Source organism: Kocuria sp. HSID17590, assembly GCF_003989485.1.
Taxonomy (GTDB): Bacteria; Actinomycetota; Actinomycetes; order Actinomycetales; family Micrococcaceae; genus Kocuria; species Kocuria salsicia.
Map to the genome: position 1 here is coordinate 162,198 of NZ_RBMB01000003.1, position 19,586 is coordinate 181,783.

Annotated in this window: 18 protein-coding genes and 2 tRNA genes; 7 read left to right on the top strand and 13 right to left on the bottom strand. The window is 69.6% G+C overall.

What is annotated here, in order from left to right; genetic code table 11:
- Window positions 1–4 precede the first annotated feature (4 nt).
- From D8M39_RS01640 to D8M39_RS01685, 10 genes are all read right to left on the bottom strand, one after another.
- Window positions 5–2,890, bottom strand: coding sequence for an FAD-binding and (Fe-S)-binding domain-containing protein (locus D8M39_RS01640; protein WP_055085540.1), 2,886 nt, complete (start codon window positions 2,888–2,890; stop codon window positions 5–7).
- Between the two features lie 57 nt (window positions 2,891–2,947).
- Window positions 2,948–3,274 (bottom strand): 2Fe-2S iron-sulfur cluster-binding protein, encoded by a 327-nt coding sequence (locus D8M39_RS01645; RefSeq protein ID WP_055085542.1) that lies wholly within the window; start codon window positions 3,272–3,274, stop codon window positions 2,948–2,950.
- 136 nt (window positions 3,275–3,410) lie between these two features.
- Window positions 3,411–4,232, bottom strand: coding sequence for a thioesterase family protein (locus D8M39_RS01650; RefSeq protein WP_055085543.1), 822 nt, complete (start codon window positions 4,230–4,232; stop codon window positions 3,411–3,413).
- Window positions 4,233–4,429: 197 nt separating this feature from the next.
- Complete coding sequence (locus D8M39_RS01655; RefSeq protein ID WP_371413722.1) at window positions 4,430–5,563, bottom strand: fatty acid desaturase; 1,134 nt, start codon at window positions 5,561–5,563, stop codon at window positions 4,430–4,432.
- A 53-nt stretch (window positions 5,564–5,616) separates the two neighbouring features.
- Window positions 5,617–6,669, bottom strand: a complete 1,053-nt coding sequence (locus D8M39_RS01660; protein WP_055085548.1) for a flavin reductase family protein — start codon at window positions 6,667–6,669, stop codon at window positions 5,617–5,619.
- 154 nt (window positions 6,670–6,823) lie between these two features.
- Window positions 6,824–6,913, bottom strand: a tRNA-Ser gene (locus tag D8M39_RS01665).
- Window positions 6,914–7,104: 191 nt separating this feature from the next.
- The gene (tadA, locus tag D8M39_RS01670; RefSeq protein WP_055085550.1) at window positions 7,105–7,581 is read right to left on the bottom strand and encodes a tRNA adenosine(34) deaminase TadA; all 477 of its coding nucleotides are present in this window, start codon (window positions 7,579–7,581) and stop codon (window positions 7,105–7,107) included.
- A 6-nt stretch (window positions 7,582–7,587) separates the two neighbouring features.
- The gene (locus D8M39_RS01675) at window positions 7,588–8,307 is read right to left on the bottom strand and encodes a hypothetical protein (RefSeq protein ID WP_094395195.1); all 720 of its coding nucleotides are present in this window, start codon (window positions 8,305–8,307) and stop codon (window positions 7,588–7,590) included.
- A 43-nt stretch (window positions 8,308–8,350) separates the two neighbouring features.
- Window positions 8,351–9,634 (bottom strand): ABC transporter permease, encoded by a 1,284-nt coding sequence (locus D8M39_RS01680; protein WP_055082158.1) that lies wholly within the window; start codon window positions 9,632–9,634, stop codon window positions 8,351–8,353.
- The gene (locus tag D8M39_RS01685; RefSeq protein WP_094395193.1) at window positions 9,631–10,542 is read right to left on the bottom strand and encodes an ABC transporter ATP-binding protein; all 912 of its coding nucleotides are present in this window, start codon (window positions 10,540–10,542) and stop codon (window positions 9,631–9,633) included. Before D8M39_RS01685 ends, D8M39_RS01680 begins: the two co-directional genes overlap by 4 nt.
- Window positions 10,543–10,778: 236 nt before the next feature.
- On the opposite strand from D8M39_RS01685, the gene upp reads away from it, so the two are divergent.
- The 3 genes from upp to D8M39_RS01700 all read left to right on the top strand — a co-directional run bounded on the left by upp (window position 10,779) and on the right by D8M39_RS01700 (window position 13,198).
- A complete protein-coding gene (upp, locus tag D8M39_RS01690; RefSeq protein ID WP_126874256.1) occupies window positions 10,779–11,414 on the top strand; it encodes a uracil phosphoribosyltransferase in 636 nt (211 codons plus the stop codon).
- A gap of 338 nt (window positions 11,415–11,752) precedes the next feature.
- Window positions 11,753–12,553 carry a winged helix-turn-helix domain-containing protein gene (locus tag D8M39_RS01695; protein WP_055086249.1) on the top strand — a complete coding sequence of 267 codons (801 nt, stop codon included), beginning with the start codon at window positions 11,753–11,755 and terminating at the stop codon, window positions 12,551–12,553.
- A 123-nt stretch (window positions 12,554–12,676) separates the two neighbouring features.
- Window positions 12,677–13,198: a histidine phosphatase family protein gene (locus D8M39_RS01700; protein WP_055086251.1), complete on the top strand. Its 522-nt coding sequence runs from the start codon at window positions 12,677–12,679 to the stop codon at window positions 13,196–13,198.
- Here the strand turns inward: D8M39_RS01700 and D8M39_RS01705 are convergent.
- From D8M39_RS01705 to D8M39_RS01715, 3 genes are all read right to left on the bottom strand, one after another.
- Window positions 13,180–13,452: a hypothetical protein gene (locus D8M39_RS01705; protein WP_055086253.1), complete on the bottom strand. Its 273-nt coding sequence runs from the start codon at window positions 13,450–13,452 to the stop codon at window positions 13,180–13,182. The two genes, D8M39_RS01700 and D8M39_RS01705, sit on opposite strands and share 19 nt — an antisense overlap.
- A 21-nt stretch (window positions 13,453–13,473) precedes the next feature.
- A complete protein-coding gene (locus tag D8M39_RS01710) occupies window positions 13,474–14,466 on the bottom strand; it encodes a DUF1524 domain-containing protein (RefSeq protein WP_126874263.1) in 993 nt (330 codons plus the stop codon).
- Window positions 14,467–14,689: 223 nt separating this feature from the next.
- Window positions 14,690–14,762, bottom strand: a tRNA-Arg gene (locus D8M39_RS01715).
- Between the two features lie 271 nt (window positions 14,763–15,033).
- On the opposite strand from D8M39_RS01715, the gene D8M39_RS01720 reads away from it, so the two are divergent.
- The 4 genes from D8M39_RS01720 to D8M39_RS12605 form a co-directional block, all read left to right on the top strand.
- Window positions 15,034–16,899, top strand: coding sequence for a phosphoenolpyruvate carboxykinase (GTP) (locus D8M39_RS01720; RefSeq protein ID WP_055086255.1), 1,866 nt, complete (start codon window positions 15,034–15,036; stop codon window positions 16,897–16,899).
- Window positions 16,900–17,032: 133 nt separating this feature from the next.
- Window positions 17,033–17,515 (top strand): Rrf2 family transcriptional regulator, encoded by a 483-nt coding sequence (locus D8M39_RS01725; RefSeq protein ID WP_055086258.1) that lies wholly within the window; start codon window positions 17,033–17,035, stop codon window positions 17,513–17,515.
- Between the two features lie 56 nt (window positions 17,516–17,571).
- Complete coding sequence (locus D8M39_RS01730) at window positions 17,572–18,759, top strand: globin domain-containing protein (RefSeq protein ID WP_055086260.1); 1,188 nt, start codon at window positions 17,572–17,574, stop codon at window positions 18,757–18,759.
- Window positions 18,760–19,180: 421 nt separating this feature from the next.
- Window positions 19,181–19,586 (top strand): helix-turn-helix domain-containing protein (locus D8M39_RS12605; RefSeq protein WP_238693906.1); only part of this gene is annotated, 406 nt, incomplete at its 3' end.

The following is a 19,586-nucleotide window of genomic DNA, read 5'->3' on the forward strand; positions in this document are numbered from 1 at the left end:
TGTCCTACTTTTCAGCCCGCAATGCGGCACGCATCACCTGTGCCAGGTGAACTCCTTCCGCATCCGTGCCCTGCGCGATCTGCGTGCGGCACGAGAAGCCGTCCGCCAGCACGATCGTCCCGGGCTCCGCGGAACGGATTGCGGGGAACAGGTTGCGCTCGCCGAGGCGCTGGGAGACCTCGTAGTGACCCGGCTCGAATCCCCAGTTCCCAGCGAGCCCGCAGCACCCGCCGCCCACCACGGAGGTGTCCACACCCAGCTCGCCCAACACCGTCAGCTCCGGCGAGTAGTCCCCCAGGGACTTCTCGTGGCAGTGCACCTGGCACACTGCGCTGCTCGGTCCCTGGCGCGTCTGCAGCGTGTCGAACGGCCAGTCCCCGCCGTCCTGCAGGTGCTTCGCCGCGAACTCCCCCAAGGACACGGTCAGCCCGCGCACCGCGTGGGCCCGCGGGTCCTCCGGCAGCAACTCGGTGATCTCGTGCTGCAGCATCACCGTGCAGGAGGGCTCCAGCCCGATGATCGGGTACCCCGCCTCGATCAGCGGCGCCATCACGTCCAAGGTCTGCAGCAGCGTCCGGCGGGTCATGTCCAGCTGGCCGGTGGAGTGCCACGTGAGCCCGCAGCACACGTTCCCCATGGGCATCAGCACGCGGTAGCCCATGGCCTCGAGCACCTCCACGGCGGCCTTGCCAGGTCCGTCCGCGGAGAAGTTGGTGAAGGTGTCCGGCCACAGCACCACGGACGGCTGCTCGTTCGACGACGACGCCCGCGCGCCACCGCGTGCCCGGCCCGCCGCGGCGTCGTGCCGGGTGCGGTCCCTGAACCACGAGGTCAGGGGCGTGTCGTTGAAGCGGATCATGCGCCGTCGTGGCTCGATCCCACCGAGCTTCTTGGTCAGTGCCTCCACCGGGGCGAACCGCTCCAGAACGTTGACCGCACGCAGGGAGCCGGGGACGGCCGTGGCGATACGCATCAGCAGCGGCATCCACCCCATGGTCAGGTGGGCCATGGGGCGGCGGTTGCGCCCCACGAAGGAGGTGAGGCCCTGGCGGAAGTGGTGGTGCAGGAACTCTGCCTTGTAGGTGGCCATGTCCACGTTCACAGGGCACTCGGTGGCGCATGCCTTGCAGGACAGGCACAGGTCCAGGGCCTCGTAGGTCTCCTTGGACTTCCAGCCGTCGGTGAGGTGCTCGCCGCGCAGCATCTCCGCGAGGGAGCGCATGCGCCCGCGGGTGGAGTGCACCTCGTCCCCCGTGGCGTGGAAGGAGGGGCACATGGCACCACTGTCCGAGCGGCACGCGCCCACGCCCACGCAGCGGTTCACGGCCTGGCCGAAGGAGCCGCCGTCGTGCGAGAACGCGTGCACGGGCGTGAGGTCGAAGGTCCGCGCACCGGGACCGGGGCGGATGCCGCGGTCCATGGGCTCGGGGTCCACGAGCACCCCGGGGTTGAAGACGTTGTCAGGGTCGAAGATCCGCTTGTACCGGGCGAAGGTCTTCAGCGCCTCGGGCGTGTAGATGGTGCCCAGCAGCTCCGAGCGGGCGCGGCCGTCACCGTGCTCGCCGGAGACCGATCCGCCGTAGCGGTGCACGAGTTCCGCCGCGCGTTCGATGAACTCCCGGTACTGCGCCACTCCCGCCTCGGTGTTGAAGTCGAAGGAGATGCGGATGTGCACGCAGCCCTCGCCGAAGTGCCCGAAGGGGATGCCGCGCAGGCCCATCTCTTCCAGCAGGCGGTAGAGGTCCCCCAAGTACTCGCCCAGCCGCGCCGGGGGCACTGCGGAGTCCTCCCAGCCGGGCCACGCCTCGCCGCCGTCCGGCAGGCGGGTCACGATGCCCGCGCCGGCCTCGCGGATGTGCCACAGGGCGCGGGCCCGGGCCGGATCGCCAACCACCACGGAGTCGACGACGGCGTCCCCAGCCAGGGCGGGCAGCGTGCGGGCCGCTTCCAGCGCCTCCTCGGGGGTGTTTCCGGCGACCTCGCAGTAGAGCCACCCGCCGCCGCTGGGCAGCTCCTGGCCGGCGTTCTCCTGACCCGGACGGGTGCGCAGCGCGTCGAGGAGGTCCGAGCCCATGCCCTCGATGGTCGTCACGCCCCTGACCCGGAACGACGGGGCGGCGGTGGCCGCCGCGATCGCGTCCTCGAAGCCCATCACCGCCAGCGCTGTGTGCGCGGGCCTGGGCATGAGCTTCACGGTGAGCTCGGTGATGATCCCGCACGTGCCCTCGGACCCGGCGAAGGCCTTGGCCGTGTCGAAGCCGTTCTCCCGCAGCAGGTAGTGCAGCCCGTAGCCCGAGACCTGGCGGGGGAACTGTCCCAGCTCTGTGCGCAGCATGGCCAGGTGGGAGTCCCGCAGCTGCTCAAGCTGTGAAGTCAGCGCGGCGTCCGAGGTGCCACCGGCATCCAGGGTGACCAGGCGCCCGTCGGCAAGCATGACCGTGAGCGAGACGAGGTTCGCGGCGCTCGTGCCCCACGCCACTGAGTGGGAGCCGCACGCGTTGTTGGCCACCATCCCGCCCACGGTGCAGCGCGAGTGCGTGGAGGGATCCGGACCGTAGGTGAGGCCGAACTCGGAGGCGGCGTCCCGCAACTGGTCGCAGACCACACCGGGTTCGATCCGCGCCGTGCGGGCGGCGGGGTCGATCTCCAGTATGCGGTTGAAGTGGCGGGAGGTGTCAACCACCAGACCCTCACCGATGGCGTTGCCCGCCACGGACGTGCCACCGCCGCGGGAGATCACGGGCCAGCCGTTCTCCCGCGCGGTGGCGAGCAGCTCCCGGACCTCCTGCACCGAGCGCGGCTCCGCCACGGCCCGGGGCAGCCTGCGGTAGATCGAGGCGTCCGAGACGTAGGCGGCGCGGGTGGTGAGATCCTCCCGGAGAGTTGTCATGCCCCAACTTTCGTCCACGGGACGCGAGGTTTCCAACTCCGTGTCAGTAAGCGGGACTCACCACTCCGGGGCGATCGTGATCTCCGCGCCCTCGAGGTCCTCGGACCACTCCACCTGGCAGGTGAGGCGGGAGTTGTCGTGGCGGGTGTCGTCCAGCATCTCGAGGAGGTCCTCCTCCTCCTCGTTGGGGCCGCCCGTCTTCACGAACGCCTCCTGGTTCAGGTAGGAGTGGCACGTGGAGCAGGACGCGTTGCCGCCGCACGTGGCCAGGATGGGGAACTTGTGGCGGGTGAGGCACTCCATGAGCGACTCGTAGTCCTTCCACTCCACGCCCTCGGTGCGCTCGCCCTCGCGGTCGGTCACATTGATCAGGATGCTGCTCACGTGCTGGGACCTCCTGGGGTGCTACCCCGTCCGGAATCTTCTGGGAACCAGCCGCTATTCTAGGGTTGCCCGTCAACTTCGGCCCCATCGGATGGCGAAGTGTGATGAGCCCCGCCCCGCGCCGGGGCGGTGCCCCTCAGCCCATGCGGCGCACGGTCAGCGCCTGGGCCACCCGTCCCACAGGGCCCTGCTCGTCGAAGAGCTCCGAGTGGGTCAGGCCCACGCCGTCCCCGCCGAACTCCACATTCACATCCAGGCCCACCCACGCGGAGACGGGGGCGCGGAACATGTGGATGCTCAGGTCCACGTTGGGGAACGCCCACGGTCCGATCTCCACGCGCGGTGCGAGCCCGTTCGCGGAGTCCACGGCGCTGATGAAACGGGCGGTGTTCGAGGACTGCTCACCCGCCACGATGTCGTTGCCGATCCGCAGCCAGCCGGCACCACTGCCGGGGCGGGGCGCGCGGGCCACGCGGCCCTCCAGGGACCCGATGAACCCGCCGTCCCAGACCTCCGACATGTCCAGCGGCTCGCACTTCTCCAGCGGGGTCAACGGTTCGATCTCCCCGCCGGCCACGTCCTGGGTGTCCGAGGTCTTCAGCCGCCACAGGCTCAGCCGGATGCAGTCGCGCCCGCCGCTGCTCATGGTGGCCTCGAGCAGCTCGATCGTCTTGCCGGGGCGCAGCACCCGGGTGTGCACCTCGATCTCGCCGCCCGCGATGAAGCCCAGGATGTCGAACGAGAAGCGCACCGGGAGCACGTCCTCGCGCGGGTGGTTGCGCTCGATCTCGTGCACCAGCAGCCCGGAGGACGCCGCCATGTGCTGCTCCAGGGGGCTCCACGCGCCCTGCGTGTGCACGGTGGTGCGGAAGGTGTGCTCACCCGTGCGGACGTAGTGGGCGTTCGGGACGTCCTCGCCGTTGCTACCCAGGTGGCCCACGGGCTGCTCGTCGCTCATGCTGTGCTCCTCGTCGTGTCCGGGCCGTGGGTGCGCGGCGCGTCCCAGGGGACACCCCCATCCACGACCGAAGTGTGTGCCGGATTACACCCTAGGGGGAGGGCCGTGTGAACGCCTACCGGCGCGTAGCGCGGGCTCGCGCCTGCCTCGCAGAAGTTCTCGGCGAGTCGAGCACCTGTCCCGGACTCCGGGTGGGATCAGGGCAGGGCCAGCCGGAACACCTTGCGCCACGCCTGGAAGACCTGCTGGGGCAGCGGGCCGGAGGTGTACCGGATCCCGTACTGCCGGCAGATCTCCTTCACGCGCGGTGCGATCTCGGCCAGCCTGTTGGAGGGCATGTCCGGGAACAGGTGGTGCTCGATCTGGAAGGACAGGTTGCCGCTCATGAAGTGCATGAGGTGGGAACCGTCGATGTTCGCGGATCCCATGGCCTGGCGGCGGTACCAGTGTCCCCGCGACTCGTTCTCCACCTCGTCCTCCGTGAAGGTCTCCGCGCCGTCCGGGAAGTGGCCGCAGAAGATCACCGCGTGCGCCCAGACGTTGCGGATCACGTTCGCCGCCAGGAAACCCTTGATCGAGGCCTTCCCCGACCCGGTGAGGGATGCCAGCAGGGGGGAGACCACGAAGTCCTTCGCGGACTGCCGCCCGAGCTTCTTCATCACCCGCTTGAAGTCCTCGAACGTGGCGCGCCCGGACTTGTTACCGGCGAAGAACTGGTCCAGCTCCACGTCGTAGATGGCGATGCCCCACTCGAACGCCGGGGCCAGGAAGAGGTTGATCACCGGGTTGAGCAGGTTCACGGGTTTCCACGGCTGCTCCGGGTCCATGCGTAGCACGTTGTATCCCACGTCCCGGTCCTTGCCGAGCACGTTGGTCCAGGTGTGGTGCGTCTCGTTGTGGGTGCGCTGCCACCCCGCGGACGGCGCCACGAAGTCCCACTCCCACGTGGTGGAATGGATCTCCTTGTCGTTCATCCAGTCCCACTGCCCGTGCAGGACGTTGTGGCCGATCTCCATGTTCTCGAGGATCTTGCCCACGCTGAGGCAGCCCACGCCGGTCCACCACAGGGGCTTGTGGCGGGAGAAGAGCATGCAGGCGCGTCCGGTCATCTCCAGGCTGCGCTGCAGGGCCACCACGCGGCGGATGTAGCGGGCATCCGACTGGCCGCGTTGGGAGAAGATCTCCTCCCGCACGGTGTCGAGCTCGACCGCGAGCTCGTCGAGTTCCCGCTCGGTGAGCTGGAGCGGATCACGAGGAGGCCGGGGTGCCGGCGAGGTGGCCGTGGCGGCGGAGGGTGCGGATGGTGCGAGCGTCAAGGGGTGCTCCTTCATTCCATGGGGTTGCCCGCCAGGGGATCGGTGCCGGCGGGAAGAGCGGGGTGTTCTCAGACGTCGAAGACGGCGTAGGGGGCGGGGCGGGTCACGCAGGTCTGGACGGGACCGGGCTCCCGGTGCAGTTCCCCGGTGCGGATGTTCGTCACGGCCCCGTCCGTCAGGGGGATCAGGCAGCTGTGGCAGATGCCCATCCGGCAGCCGTGGGGCAGCGGGTGCTCGGCGTGCTCGGCGGCTTCCAGGATGGTCTCGCTCTCACCCACCTCCACCGTGAGGTCGCTGCGCTCGAGACGGATCTCACCGCGCTGCCCGTCGGTGGGAGCGCGGGTCACGTTGAATCTTTCCACCACCGGGGCGGTACCGGAACCGTCCCCCAGTTTCTCCACGGCCGTGACGAAGGAGTCCGGGCCGCACGCGTACGTGCTGCGCTGCGGGTGGTCGGGACACAGTGCGCTCACCGTCGCCGCGTCGGAGGCGTCCAGTCGGCCCCGCTCCTCCGTGAACCAGAAGACCGGACGCAGCCCGGGGAACTGGTCGGCGAGTTCCAGGATCTCGTCGTGGAAGATGCACGACTGCCGGTTCCGGGACACGTAGACCAGGACGACGTCGTGGTCGGGTCTGCGCGGCATCAGGGTGCGCAGCATGGACATCACCGGTGTGATGCCGGAACCGGCAACCACGAACAGCAGTTCCGTGGGCATGTCCGGGAGGACGAACTGCCCCTCCGGACGCTCAAGGTAGAGGACGTCCCCCGGTGTGGCCCGGTGCACCAGGTGCTCGGAGACGACCCCCTGGGCCTTGACCGTGACGGACGGGTCGCCGGCTTCGGGGGCGCTGATGGAGTAGGGGCGCCAGATGCGTTTGCCGTCCACTTCCACGCCGATGCGCGCCCACTGTCCCGCCTGGTGGGGGATCCACCCTTCACCCACGGCGAAAAACGCGGTCACGGTGTCGGGCGTCTCGCGCTGGATGCGCGTGATCCGCCCGCGCGTGTAGTGGGCGCTCGAGAGAGCGCCGAAGATCTGCGCGAATGACCGGGGATCCTGGGGATAGCTCAGGATGCCGGCAGCTGTGTGGAGGAACCTCGCGATTCCGAATCGGCCCATGTCCAAGTTCTATCCGACGGTAAGCAAGCTTGCAATCATCGCCGGGCCGCGCGGACCTGTCAGTTGCCCGAGTGCTCGGGCAAGTTTCGGGGCAGGTGCCACGAAAAACACCCCGAACGCGGGGTTCGGGGTGTTCTCGATGCCTTGGGGCACGTGGCGGTGACGGTGGGATTTGAACCCACGTTGGCTTTGACACCAAACATCATTTCGAGTGATGCACCTTCGGCCGCTCGGACACGTCACCAACTCCCAGCACCTTACAGCCCGGAGCGCAACCCCTCCAAACCGGCGCGGGGTCGGCTTACGGCCGGGCCCGGGTCTCGGGGTGCGCGCCCACGGCGCGGTGCCGCCCGACGCGGGCGGGTGCCGGAATGCCCCGGCGCCGGACGGAACGGGGGCGAGGTGGCGCGGGAGTGGCGTCGTGCTGCGAAGCGTTCAGCGGCGCCCGCGGAAGAAGTCGTGGAGCAGGGCGGCACACTCGGCCTCGCGCACGCCGCCGGTGACCTCCACCCAGTGGTTGAGGTGGGGATCCCGCACGATGTCGAGCACGGAGCCGCACGCCCCCGCCTTCGGGTCCCACGCACCGAAGACCACGGTGGGGACCCGGGCAAGCACCACGGCCCCGGCGCACATCGCGCACGGCTCCAGGGTGACGACGAGCGTGCACCCCTCCAGCCGCCACTCGCCGCATCGGGCCGCGGCCTCGCGCAGGGCGAGCACCTCCGCGTGGGCGGTGGGGTCACCGCACTCCTCGCGACGGTTGCGGCCGGTGCCGATCACCCGGTCGTCAGCGTCCAGGACGACGGCGCCGATGGGCACGTCCCCGGACGCGGCCGTGAGCGCGGCCTCGGAAAGGGCCAGGTCCATCCAGCCCGCGAGCTGGATGGACCTGGCAGTGCGTGGAAGAGCCATGTGTGCCTAGCGCTGGACCCGGTTCTGGTTGAACCAGGCCGTGGTGGGCGCCTTGAACGCGGTGACGATCCAGAGGATGTCCACGATGATCTTGATGACCCCGAGGACGATGCCGGCAATGTAGATCCCGGTGCTCATTCCGCTGGTGCCACTGAACAGGCCGAAGATGCCGGACACGATGGCGATGGCGGCGAACACGGTGCCCAGGATGCGGGCCCAGTTCTTGTCCTTCTTGAGGCCGAAGTAGACCAGCAAATAGAGGCCGATCGTGATCACGAGACTGATGATGCCGACCACTGCCCCCATGGTGCCCACCATCTGGGCCATGTCTGGGGCGCCAGCCTGCGAGGAGGCGGCGCCGCCCTGCTCGCGGAGCAGTGCGTCCTTGTCCGCGGTGAGGATCCCGATGATGCTGAGGATGGTGCTCACCACGGAGATTCCCAGGGAGATCAGCGTCAGCTTGAGCAGCCGGTCCACCGTGGAGGGGCGCTCCATCATGTCGGTGTACTGCCCGGGGTTGTACTCGGTGGTGCCGTACTTCCCACCGGCCTGACCGTACTGCTGGCCGCCGGGTGCGCCGTTGGCCGGGACCTGGCCGTAGGGCTGGCCGTTCGGTGCGCCCTGGGGTGCGCTGTTGACGGCGCCCTGGCCCAGCGGCTGGCCCGCGCCCGGCTGTCCGGGGGCTCCGGGGCCGGGGTTCTGGGGTTCGTTGGGGGCGGTGCTCATGGGGGTCGTCCTTCCTGTTGGTGGTGCGGGCGTGGGGGGGGGTCTACTCGTAGCGCAGAGCGGTGATGGGGTCCTGGCGGGCGGCCCGCATGGCGGGGATGGTGCCAGCCAGGAAGGCGATGAACATGACCGAGAGGATGATCAGGGCGATGTTCACGGGGTTGAACAGGAACAGGCTCAGCCCGGGCAGCGAGGACAGCAGCCCGTTGGAGAGTACCCCGCTGAGGATGCTCCCGGCCGCCACGGCCACGCCGGCGCCGATCGCGGAGCCCAGGAAGCCGATGAAGATCGCCTCGAGGGAGAACAGGCCGAAGACCTTGCCCCCGCTCATGCCCAGCGCCTTCATCAGCCCGATCTCCCGGGTGCGCTCCTGCACGGACATCAGCAGCGTGTTCACGATGCCGAAGCCCGCGGCGAGCAGCGCGATGATGGCGAAGGAGTTGAGGATCCACACGATGCCGTTGATGACCGCGCGGAACATGCCCAGCTGGTCCTCCACGGTGCGTCCGAGCATGTCCTCGTCCGAGAGCTGCGACTTGATGGCGCCCACCTTGGACATGTCGTCCACGGTGGCGGTGGCGGTGAAGTACGAGTTCGGGACCTTCCGGGGGCTTCCGGAGACCTGGTAGTCGTAGAGCTTCTTGTTCAGGCCCGCGGAGGGGATGGGGTTGTCGGAGGAGCCCGCCAGTGAGGCCTGGGCGACGCCCGAGACCTTGACGGTGAACGTCCTGTCCTGGTCCACGGCGTTGCCCAGCGCGATCTTCACGGTCTTGCCCACGGCGTCCTGGTTGGATCCCAGGCCCAGGGGCTCGACCCACGAGGCGGGCAGCAGGATCTCGTCCTTGCCGCGTTCCGGGGCCTCACCGGACTCGAGCTGCAGCCCGTCCGCCTCCGGGGGTGAGCCCAGGCTGAGCTTGAACTTCTTGCCGCCGGGGGCCTCCAGGTACTTGGGGGTGACCATGTACATGGGGTCCACCGAGCCCACGCCGTCGATCTTCTCGATCTTGTCGATGTCCGAGTCGGTCAGGCCGCTGACGGAGCCGAAGCCGAGCTGCACGTTGGTCTCGTCCGGGTTGTACTCGGTGGGTCCGTCCTGCTCGCTGGAGCCGGGGGCGGACTGCTCGGAGACCTTCTGGACGAACAGGGCGTTCTCGTTGCCGAACGCGGCCACGGTCTTGTCGATGTAGTCGTTGACGCCCGTGCCGATCCCGGAGGTCAGGGTGAGCGTGAACGAGCCGATGAAGATCGCGATCACGGTCAGGATGGTGCGCGCCTTGGACCGGAACGTGTTCCCGATCGCCGTGCGCAGCAGATCGATGAATTTCACGCGGTGGCTCCTGGCTGCTCGGGGGTGGGGGCGGGCGCGGCGTGCTTGCCGGGGCGCGGTGGTTCCTGCGCGGCGCGGGCGATCTCGGCGGCGTCGGCCTGGCTGATCGTGACCACCTCCCCGGTGGCGGGCTCGGTGACCTGCAGGGTCTCCGCGGCGGCCTCGGCGGGCTGCTGGGCCCACGGGTGGGCCGGGGATCCGGGGGCGACGTCGCTCGCGGGCTTCTCGGGGCTCGGCACGATCTGCCCGTCCACCAGGTAGATCTGGCGCGAGCAGCGCTGGGCGAGGTCCTCGTCGTGGGTCACGACCACCAGGGTGATCCCCTTGTCCCGGTTGAGCCCGAAGAGGATGTCCTCCACCACCTTGGAGGTCGCGGAGTCCAGGTTGCCGGTGGGCTCGTCCGCGAAGATCACGGAGGGGTCGTTGATGAGCGCGCGGGCGATCACCACGCGCTGCTTCTGCCCGCCGGAGAGGTCTGTGGCCTTGTTGTCCGCCTTGTCCGCCATCTCCAGCTGCTCGAGCGCCTCGAGGCCCCGGCGCTTGCGCTCGGACGCGGGGACGCCCGCGATCTTCAGGGGCAGCGTGACGTTCTCCAGCACGCTCTGGTTGGGGGTCAGGAAGAACTGCTGGAACACGAAGCCGAACGCGGAGTTGCGCAGCTCGTTGAGCTCCTTGGCGCCGAGGTCCCCGGTGGGCCTGCCCTCCAGGGCCACCACGCCGTGGGTGGGGGCGTCCAGCAGTGCGAGCAGGTGCATGAGGGTGGACTTGCCCGAGCCGGACTTGCCCACCACGGCCACGGACTCGCCCTTGCCGATCTCCAGATTGATGCCCTTGAGTGCGTCGAAGCGGGTGTCGCCCCTGCCGTAGATCTTGACCAAATTCTCCGTCTCGAGAACCGGTGCCGCCATGTGTGGTGCCCCTTCCGAGGGTTGCCGTGCGCAGGACTGGGTGGAGCGGGATCGCATGTTCCCTACGAGGGTAGGGCACGGCACCATCCTGCACGGCGTGCGGCGGTGTCCCGTGACGAAGTCGTGACGTGACCCGTCCGGTCGGGGGCGGCGGCATCGTGGGCGCGTGGGCCGGGGCCGGTGGAGCCCGCTCCGGCGATGGTCCGCGCAGCCGGGGCTACTGCTAGATTCTGGGTATGCGAGTCACTGTCTTGGATCACCCGCTGGTCGCCCACAAGCTGAGCGTGTTGCGCGAGAAGGACACCCCGTCCCCCGTGTTCCGCCAGCTGGTGGAGGAACTGGTCACGCTGCTGGCCTACGAGGCCACCCGGGACGTCCGTGTGGAGCCGGTGACCATCCAGACCCCGGTGGCCGAGACGCAGGGCACCGCCCTGACCCGCCCGCGCCCGCTGGTCGTGCCCATCCTGCGCGCCGGGCTGGGGATGCTCGAGGGCATGACCCGCCTGATCCCCACCGCGGAGGTCGGCTTCCTGGGCATGGCCCGGGACGACGCCACCCTGGACATCATCACCTACGCCGAACGGCTGCCGGACGACCTCACGGGGCGCCAGGTGTACGTGCTCGATCCCATGCTCGCCACGGGCGGCACCCTCAGCGAGGCCATCAAGTTCCTGTACCGCCGCGGCGCCGAGCAGATCACGTGCGTCTGCCTGCTGGCCGCCCCCGAGGGGCTCGAACGGCTGAACAGCGAGCTCGAGGACGCCGAGGTGAACGTGGTGCTGGCCTCCGTGGACGAGCGCCTGGACGAGAACGCCTACATCATCCCGGGCCTCGGCGACGCCGGGGACAGGCTCTACGGTTTGGTGGACTGAAGCCCCCGAGTCGTACTCGGTGCCCCGCTCCCCGCTGGACGTGGGGGAACTCACACGGCTGATTGACATTCGCTTTCAGGTGTGATTTTTCAACCTCTCACATGAGTTTCCCCGGCGGAACGCGAGAATCCGCGGAATGTCGGTGAAGATTCATCCTCCTTCCGCGCGGTAAAGCAACCCCTTTCCGCCACCGGCTGGCGTCAGGCGTGGACTGTCTCACCATGTGAGAAAAAAACGCATATATTACTTGCGAGTCCCGCCCTGCATCGTCGACGATGTTGATAACGCCGTTTTCCAGGGAACTCACGGGAACGGGGCTTCACGAGGCAGGAGTTCTAATGACAGGCGCACCGGGATACGTCCACATCTCCCAGCGGCACCGCGTGGGCGGTACCCAGGCCCCCGTCCTGCCGCGGGGTGCCCACCCCGTGCCCGCGACGCCCGAGAAGTACCGTCACCTGCGGTCCGTGTCCGCGGACTTCAGTTCCGAGACCCGCAGCGGGGCCCAGCCCGTCGCGGAGCAGCAGCCCACCGAGGCGCGCGGCTTCGTGCTCTACGTGGGCGTGGACGAGCAGGCCGCCGCGGACCGCGGCATCAACCTGGTCCAGCTGGTGCAGGACATCCGGCAGTACATCAGCGCCACGGTCCCGGAGTCGGACTCCTACGCCGCCGTCGCGCTCGCCCCGATCAACGCCGAGGGCACGGACCTCGAGGTCGTGCGCAGCGCCCTGGGCGACCCCACGTTCACGGACCCGGTCATCGAGCCCATCGCACCCCTGCCGGCCAGCGGCGGCGGCAGCACCATCGACCACCAGCGCGTGGGTGTGCTGATCGACCTCTCCCGCCGCGAGGTCTTCCTGGACGGTGAGCTGCTGAACCTCACGCACCGCGAGTTCGAGCTGCTCAACTACCTGGTGGAGAACGGCACCCGCACGGTCGGGCGCACGGAGCTGCTGGACAATCTGTGGGAGGACGCGGACGAGGTCCCGTCCGAGCGCACCATCGACGTCCACGTGCGCCGTCTGCGCTCCAAGCTCGGGCGCCTGGCCAACACCGTGCGCACCGTGCGCGGGCAGGGCTACCGGTTCTACGACCACCCCGAGGTCGTCGTCTGGGCCGCCCCCGAGTACTCCATCTGACGGGCCGACCAGTCGACGGGCCCACGGGCGCCGTCACCACAGGTCGACGCACGACGACGCCGGGTCGCGGACCCGGCGTCGTCGTCGTTCCCGGGCCCTGCCGCCCGTGACAGACTGGCTCGCATGACGCGCCACGACCTCAAGCACCTGGTGATCATGCGGCACGGCGAGGCCGACTTCCCGCGGGAGGTCCCCGACCACGACCGGCCGCTGACGCCGCGGGGCGCGCGCGAGGCCGCGGACGTGGGGCGGTGGCTCGCGGGCAACGCCGCTCCGGACATGATCCTGACCTCCCCGGCGCTGCGCACGCGCCAGACGGTCACGTGGGTGGGCCACGAACTGGGGGAGAAGGCGCCCACCCCGCAGCTGTGGGAGGGGCTCTACAACGCCACGGACGCGCAGCTCGTCGCCGCCGTGAACCACGTTCCCGAGACGGTGCGCACGCTGCTGGTGGTCGCGCACATGCCGGGTGTGCTGGACGTCGTGCTGCGGCTGGCCTCCCGGGACTCGGAGCAGGACGCCATGATGGACGCCGCGAGCGGGTTCCCCACCGCGGGCACCGCCGTGCTGGAGGTCGCGGGGGACTGGGCGCTGCTCGACGGCGCGGACGCCCGCCTCACCCGGTTCTACGCGCCGCGCGTGTGAGGTTTCCGGTCTGCGGCTGGGTCTTGGTCCCGTGACTCACGGGCGCGGCGCAGCAGCAGCACCACCAGCGACGCACCCAGCAGCACCATGCCCGCCAGGATCAGGTAGATGCCGAGGAAGGCTGTGCCCAGCCCGTCGTCGTCCGGCAGCAGGGCGATGCCGAGGAACGCGGCGCCCCACAGCACCACGGCGAGTCCCACCAGGATGCCGCCGGCGGTCCACAGTGTCCTGAGCGTGCGGTGGAAGGGCCTCATGCGTGATCCGTCCGGTCGGGGTCAGTGCTTGGCCTCACAGGCTACGCCGTCACCGTCGCCGTCCAGACCCGGGCGGTAGCCCGGCGAGCCCGCGTAGAGGGGCGCAGCACCGGCGGCACGGGCCTCGGCGCAGCGGGAGTAGTACACGTCTCCGCCGGCCACGCCGCCGTTCGCCCCGGGGACCGCGGGTGCCTGCTCCACAGGCTCCTGCACGGGAGCGGCGGGTTCTTGGTCAGCCGCGGGGGCCTCCGTCTGCGGGGCCGCGACGGGTTCGTCCACCGGCGCCGGCACAGCGCGAGCCTCCGGGACCTTCTGGTCCGGGCAGGTGTCCAGCACGCGCACCATGGCCTTCTTCTCGCCGTCCGTGACCCAGAGGTCGTAGCTGCGCTTCACGGCGATCTGCGTGGCCACGTACTCGCACCGCTCACTCGTAGCGGGCGGCAGCCACGTGGCGGCGTCCCCGTCCGACTTCTTGTTGTTGGTGGGCCCGTCCACCGCCAGCAGGTTGAGGGGGTCGTTCGCGAGCGCCGTGCGCCGGTCCGCGTCGAGCTGCTGGGCGCCCTTCTGCCACGCGTCCGACAGCGCGACCACGTGGTCGATCTGCACCTCGGAGCTCGTGTCCTGCCCGGCGGTGAAGTCCACGGTGCCGCCCGAATAAGGGCTGACCAGGGTGCCCGTCCGCACCTTGCAGCCGTGCGTGCCGGGGGTGACCTCGATGCCGGTCATGTCCCGGCGCAGGATGTCGTTGCGGGTGTCGCAGCCGTTGTGGTCCGTGTCCGCCCAGCGCGGGCCGAATTCGTCGCGGGAGTAGCCGGTCTTGGGTGCGCGCCCCTTGACCGGCAGCTCGCCGAGGGCGGCCAGCGCCGTTCCTGCCGCGGCGTCCCTGGTTGCGTCCTGCGCTTCGTCCGACGACGACGCCGTGGCGCCGGCGGATGCCCCGCCGCCAGAGGTGCTGGCGTCACCTGCCGCGGGGGTCTCCGAGGAGCGGGACGCGGACGAGGCGGGGGACGGCATCGTCGTGCCCGAGGAGCTGGAGGACGCACCCGGGGTGCCGGGGGTGGCGCAGCCCGTGACTGCCAGGGCGAGGGCGGCAGCCCCCAGGACGAACCTGCGGGCGCGGGGTGCGCGGACGGTGCCGGGGGAAGTCAGGGGGTGCCTCGATCCTCGTGGAGCGGCCGGTGGGGGTCGGTCACAGACGAAGGACCCCGCATCCGGTGGATGCGGGGTCCTCATGCGGTGCGCCCGATAGGATTCGAACCTACAACCTTCTGATCCGTAGTCAGATGCTCTATCCGTTGAGCTACAGGCGCCCTTGCCGCGGCGACCGTGGCCGTTGCAACGGGTAACAACTTACACCCGTGCGTCCCCGGCGACAAATCGCGGGAGGCCGCAGAACGCGCCCGGTGTGGTGTAACTCTCGGTCGACGGGGGTCCGGCCGCGATAGACTCCAGCCACACCCACGCGCAATCCCGGCGGACCGGTGTGCGGGGCCCCCTCCACAGTGGCGTGGAGCGGTGCACGGACCCATCGGATCCTCCGGGACGCGGAATGCACGACGGCCTCAACGAGGAGACATGTCAATGGCTGAGAACACCACGGCAACCACCGGGACCACCGAGCTGAGCAGCGAGGTGCGGGAGACGCTCGAAAATCCCCCCACCGACTACCGGGCGCTGACGGACTGGGTGCGGGAGATCGCCGAGCTGGCGCAGCCGGACCGGATCCACTGGGCGGACGGCTCCGAGGCCGAGTGGACGCAGCTGACGGACCAGATGGTCGAGGCGGGCACCCTGGTGCGGCTGTCCGAGGACAAGTTCCCCAACTCCTTCGCCGCGTTCTCGGACCCCGAGGACGTCGCCCGCGTGGAGGAGCGCACCTTCATCTGCACCAAGACCGAGAAGGGCGCGGGTCCCACGAACAACTGGGAGGACCCGCGGGTCATGAAGGAGACGCTGGAGAAGCGCTTCTCCGGTGCCATGCACGGGCGCACCATGTATGTGATCCCGTTCGTGATGGGCTCGCTGGACGCCGCCAAGCCGCAGTACGGCGTGGAGATCACGGACTCCCCCTACGTGGTGTGCTCCATGCGCATCATGGCGACCATCGGCACCCCCGTCCTGGAGAAGATGTCCCGGGACCAGGCACCGTTCGTGGAGTGCGTTCACTCGCTGGGGGCGCCGCTGCAGCCCGGCGAGGAGGACGTCCCCTGGCCGTGCAACCCCGCCAAGTACATCGTGCAGTTCCCCGAGGACCGCGCCATCTGGTCCTTCGGATCCGGCTACGGCGGCAACGCGCTGCTGGGCAAGAAGTGCTACGCGCTGCGCATCGCCTCCGCGATCGCCCACGACGAGGGCTGGCTGGCCGAGCACATGCTGATCCTGAAGGTCACGGATCCCGAGGGTGACTCGCGCTTCATCGCGGCGGCGTTCCCGTCCGCGTGCGGCAAGACCAACTTCGCGATGCTCGAGCCCACGGTGCCCGGGTGGAAGGCCGAGATGGTGGGCGACGACATCGCCTGGATCCGCTTCGGCAAGGACCGCACCCCGCGCGTGGTCAACCCCGAGGCCGGCCTCTTCGGCGTGGCCCCCGGCACCGGCTGGTCCACCAACCCGAACGCGATGCACGCGATCGCCCGCGGCAACACCATCTTCACCAACGTGGCGCTGACCGACGACGGCGGTGTGTGGTGGGAGGGCATGACGGACGAGGTGCCCGAGCACCTCACCGACTGGAAGGGCCGGGACTGGACCCCCGAGTCCGGCCGTCCCGCCGCCCACCCGAACTCCCGCTTCTGCACCCCCATCAAGCAGGTGGAGATCCTGGCGCCGGAGTACGACGACCCCGAGGGCGTGCCGCTGTCCGCCATCATCTTCGGCGGCCGCCGCAAGACCACCGTGCCGCTGGTCTCCGAGTCCTTCGGCTGGGAGCACGGCGTGTTCCAGGGCGCCACGCTGTCCTCCGAGACCACCGCCGCCGCGAAGGGCGCGGTGGGCGTGGTGCGCCGCGACCCCATGGCCATGCTCCCGTTCATCGGCTACAACGCGAACGACTACCTCGAGCACTGGCTGGACACCGGAGCCCGCACGGGCGAGGAGAACATGCCGCGGATCTACTACGTGAACTGGTTCCGCCGCACGGCGGACGGCGGCTTCGCGTGGCCCGGGTTCGGGGAGAACTCCCGCGTGGTCAAGTGGATCGTGGAGCGCCTCAAGGGCACCGCGGGCGGTCACGAGACCCCCGTGGGCATCCTTCCGTCCAAGGAGGACCTGGACCTCACCGGTCTGGAGATCTCGGACGAGGAGCTCGACGCCGCCCTGCGGGTGGACCGTGACGAGTGGCTCAACGAGCTGCCCGGGATCGACGAGTGGTTCGCCCGCCTGAAGGACGTCCCCGAGGTCATCCTCGAGCAGCGCGCCGGCCTCGAGGAGCGGCTGCGCCAGAGCTGACCGCGGGCACCGGGCGGGAACCTGCGGGGCGAGACACCGCCCGGTGACGGGGATATGATCGCGCTGCGCGGCCAAACTGGCCGCGCGGCGTCGTCATCCGTGGAAGAGGGCGGCCCGCGATGAAGGGACAACTGTGCGGCTGACGGCATTTTCGGACATCGCGCTGCGCGTGCTGCTGCTCATGGGCGGGCTGGCGCCGGAGACGATGCTGTCCACCCAGCGGATCGCCGACGGCGTGGGCGCCCCCTACAACCACGTGGCCAAGACCGTGGCCAGGCTGCGCGGCATGGGTCTGCTGTGCTCCCAGCGCGGGCGCTCCGGAGGCGTGATGCTCACGGAGGAGGGTCGCGAGGCCCGCGTGGGCCAGGTGCTGCGGGTGCTCGAGGCGGACACCGCCATCGTGGAGTGCGAGGCGGACGAGACCGCCTGCCCCCTGAACCACGGCTGCCGCCTGCGCAGGGCCCTGGCCGGCGCGCGCGAGGCGTTCTACCGGGAGCTGGACGAAGTGAGCATCGCGGAGCTCGTCAATCCGCGCCAGGTGGGCCCGATCGCCGTGCAGCTGGGCCTGCGGCCCCCCGAGCAGCTGGATTCGGGCACGCCCACCTTCGCTATTTAAGTGGCATCCAGAATGCTAAATTGGCTCTCGTCACATGTCGACGAGAGGAAGCCACCATGCTGTCCGAGAAGTCACGCCCGGTCATCGAAGCGACCATCGGCATCATCGCCGAACGCATCCCCAACATCACGCCCGTGTTCTACAAGTCGATGTTCGAGGCCCGCCCGGACCTGCTGGACGGGATGTTCAGCCGCGCGAACCAGAAGAACGGCACGCAGCCGCAGGCGCTTGCCGGGTCCATCGCAATGTTCGCCTCGCACCTGCTCAACCACCCGGACTCGTACCCGGACGAGGTGCTCTCCCGCGTGGCCCACAAGCACACGTCCCTGGGCCTGCTGCCCGAGGAGTACCCCACCGTGCACGAGCACCTGTTCGGCGCGATCGCGGCTGACCTGGGGGACGCCGCGACGCCCGAGGTCGTGGCCGCGTGGGACGAGGTCTACTGGCTCATGGCGGACGCCCTCATCAAGATCGAGAAGGGGCTGTACTCCCAGCAGGCCAACGACGTCATGTTCGCGCCCTTCCGCCTGATCTCCAAGGAGCAGGTGGCCGACGGCGTGGTGGCCTTCGAGTTCGAGCCCGCGGACGACACCCCCATGACTCCCTCGGTGGCCGGCCAGTACATCTCGATCCAGGTGGTCGTGAAGGACGGCCTGCGCCAGCCCCGCCAGTTCACCCTGGTGCCGAGCGACCCCGGCCACCGGCGGATCGTGGTGCGCGAGGATCCCGAGGGCGAGGTCTCGCCCATCCTGCACGAGGACATCGAGGTGGGCGACGTCCTGGAGATCTCCAACCCGTACGGGGACGTGACCCTGGACCCGGACTTCGACGGTCCGCTCGTGCTCGTCTCCGCGGGCATCGGCGTCACCCCCGTGGTGGCGTTCCTGGACCAGCTCGCGCGGGAGGACCCCGAGCGCGAGGTGCTCGTGCTGCACGCGGACCGCTCCGAGGCCGCGTGGCCCGGCCGCGAGCTCGTGCGCGACTACGTCTCCCGGATGCCCAACGCAAAGCTCGTCTCGTGGCTCGCCGCCCCGGGCGAGGGGGACTTCGAGGGCCACATGGACGTCTCCCAGGTGGAGATCCCCGAGGGCGCAGAGGTCTTCATGTGCGGGCCCCTGGCCTTCATGCAGTCCGTGCGCTCGCAGCTGGTCGCCGGCGGGGTCCCCGGCCGCGCGATCCACTACGAGATCTTCGGCCCGGACCTGTGGATGCTCCACGACGAGGCCCGCACCGCGGACGCCTGAGTGTCCCGGGGCCTCGTCGTCGGTTCCGCACCCCGACGCCGCGCTGGCCCCACCGAGGCCGCTGGCCCCGCTGCTCCGGCGCCCTGAGCGCGCCGGGGCTCCGCGGGCGAAGCGGATCCGCAGACGACGACGCCGCGCCACCAGATCGGCAGTTTCTAGTGGTCCTCGCAACGCCCTGAATTTTTGGGGAGTTGCGAGGACCATGGCGTCTCATGAGGTGAAGGACGCGTTCTTCCAGGCACTGGAGCATCTGGAGGGCAGCATCACTGCTGCCGCGTCTCATGTGGGAGTGAACCGTAATACCGCTTACGGATGGGCGCGTGCGGCAGGGATCCGAGGACGTGGGAAGCCCGGTGCCAGTCGTGGCCATCCAGGTCGCGGCCAGTACGAGCAGCTACGCGCTGAGGGTGTCTCGCGCACCGTGGCCGCGGCGCGGGTTGGTGTGCATATCAAGACGGCCTCGGACTGGGACCGCGGCGTGCGGCATGTGAGACGAGCACGGGTCTACCCAGACGGGCGCAGAGTGGATTACAACACTGGGATGACCACTGTTGCTGATGCCCCATCGGTCTCGGCGTTAGACGCGGTGCTGCACCGCAGGTACCTCACCGTGGCAGAACGCGAGACGATCGCTGACCTGCACCGGGCTGGTGTCAGTCTGCGCGCGATAGGCCGTGCTCTGGGTCGGCCTGCCTCGACGATCAAACGAGAGATCGACAACCGTTCCGTGGCAGGGCACTACAGGGCCTATGTCGCTCACCGTGGCTGGGCGCGCTCACGGGCTCGTCCGAAACAGGCCAAGCTCCTGGCCCCGGGCCGGCTACGGG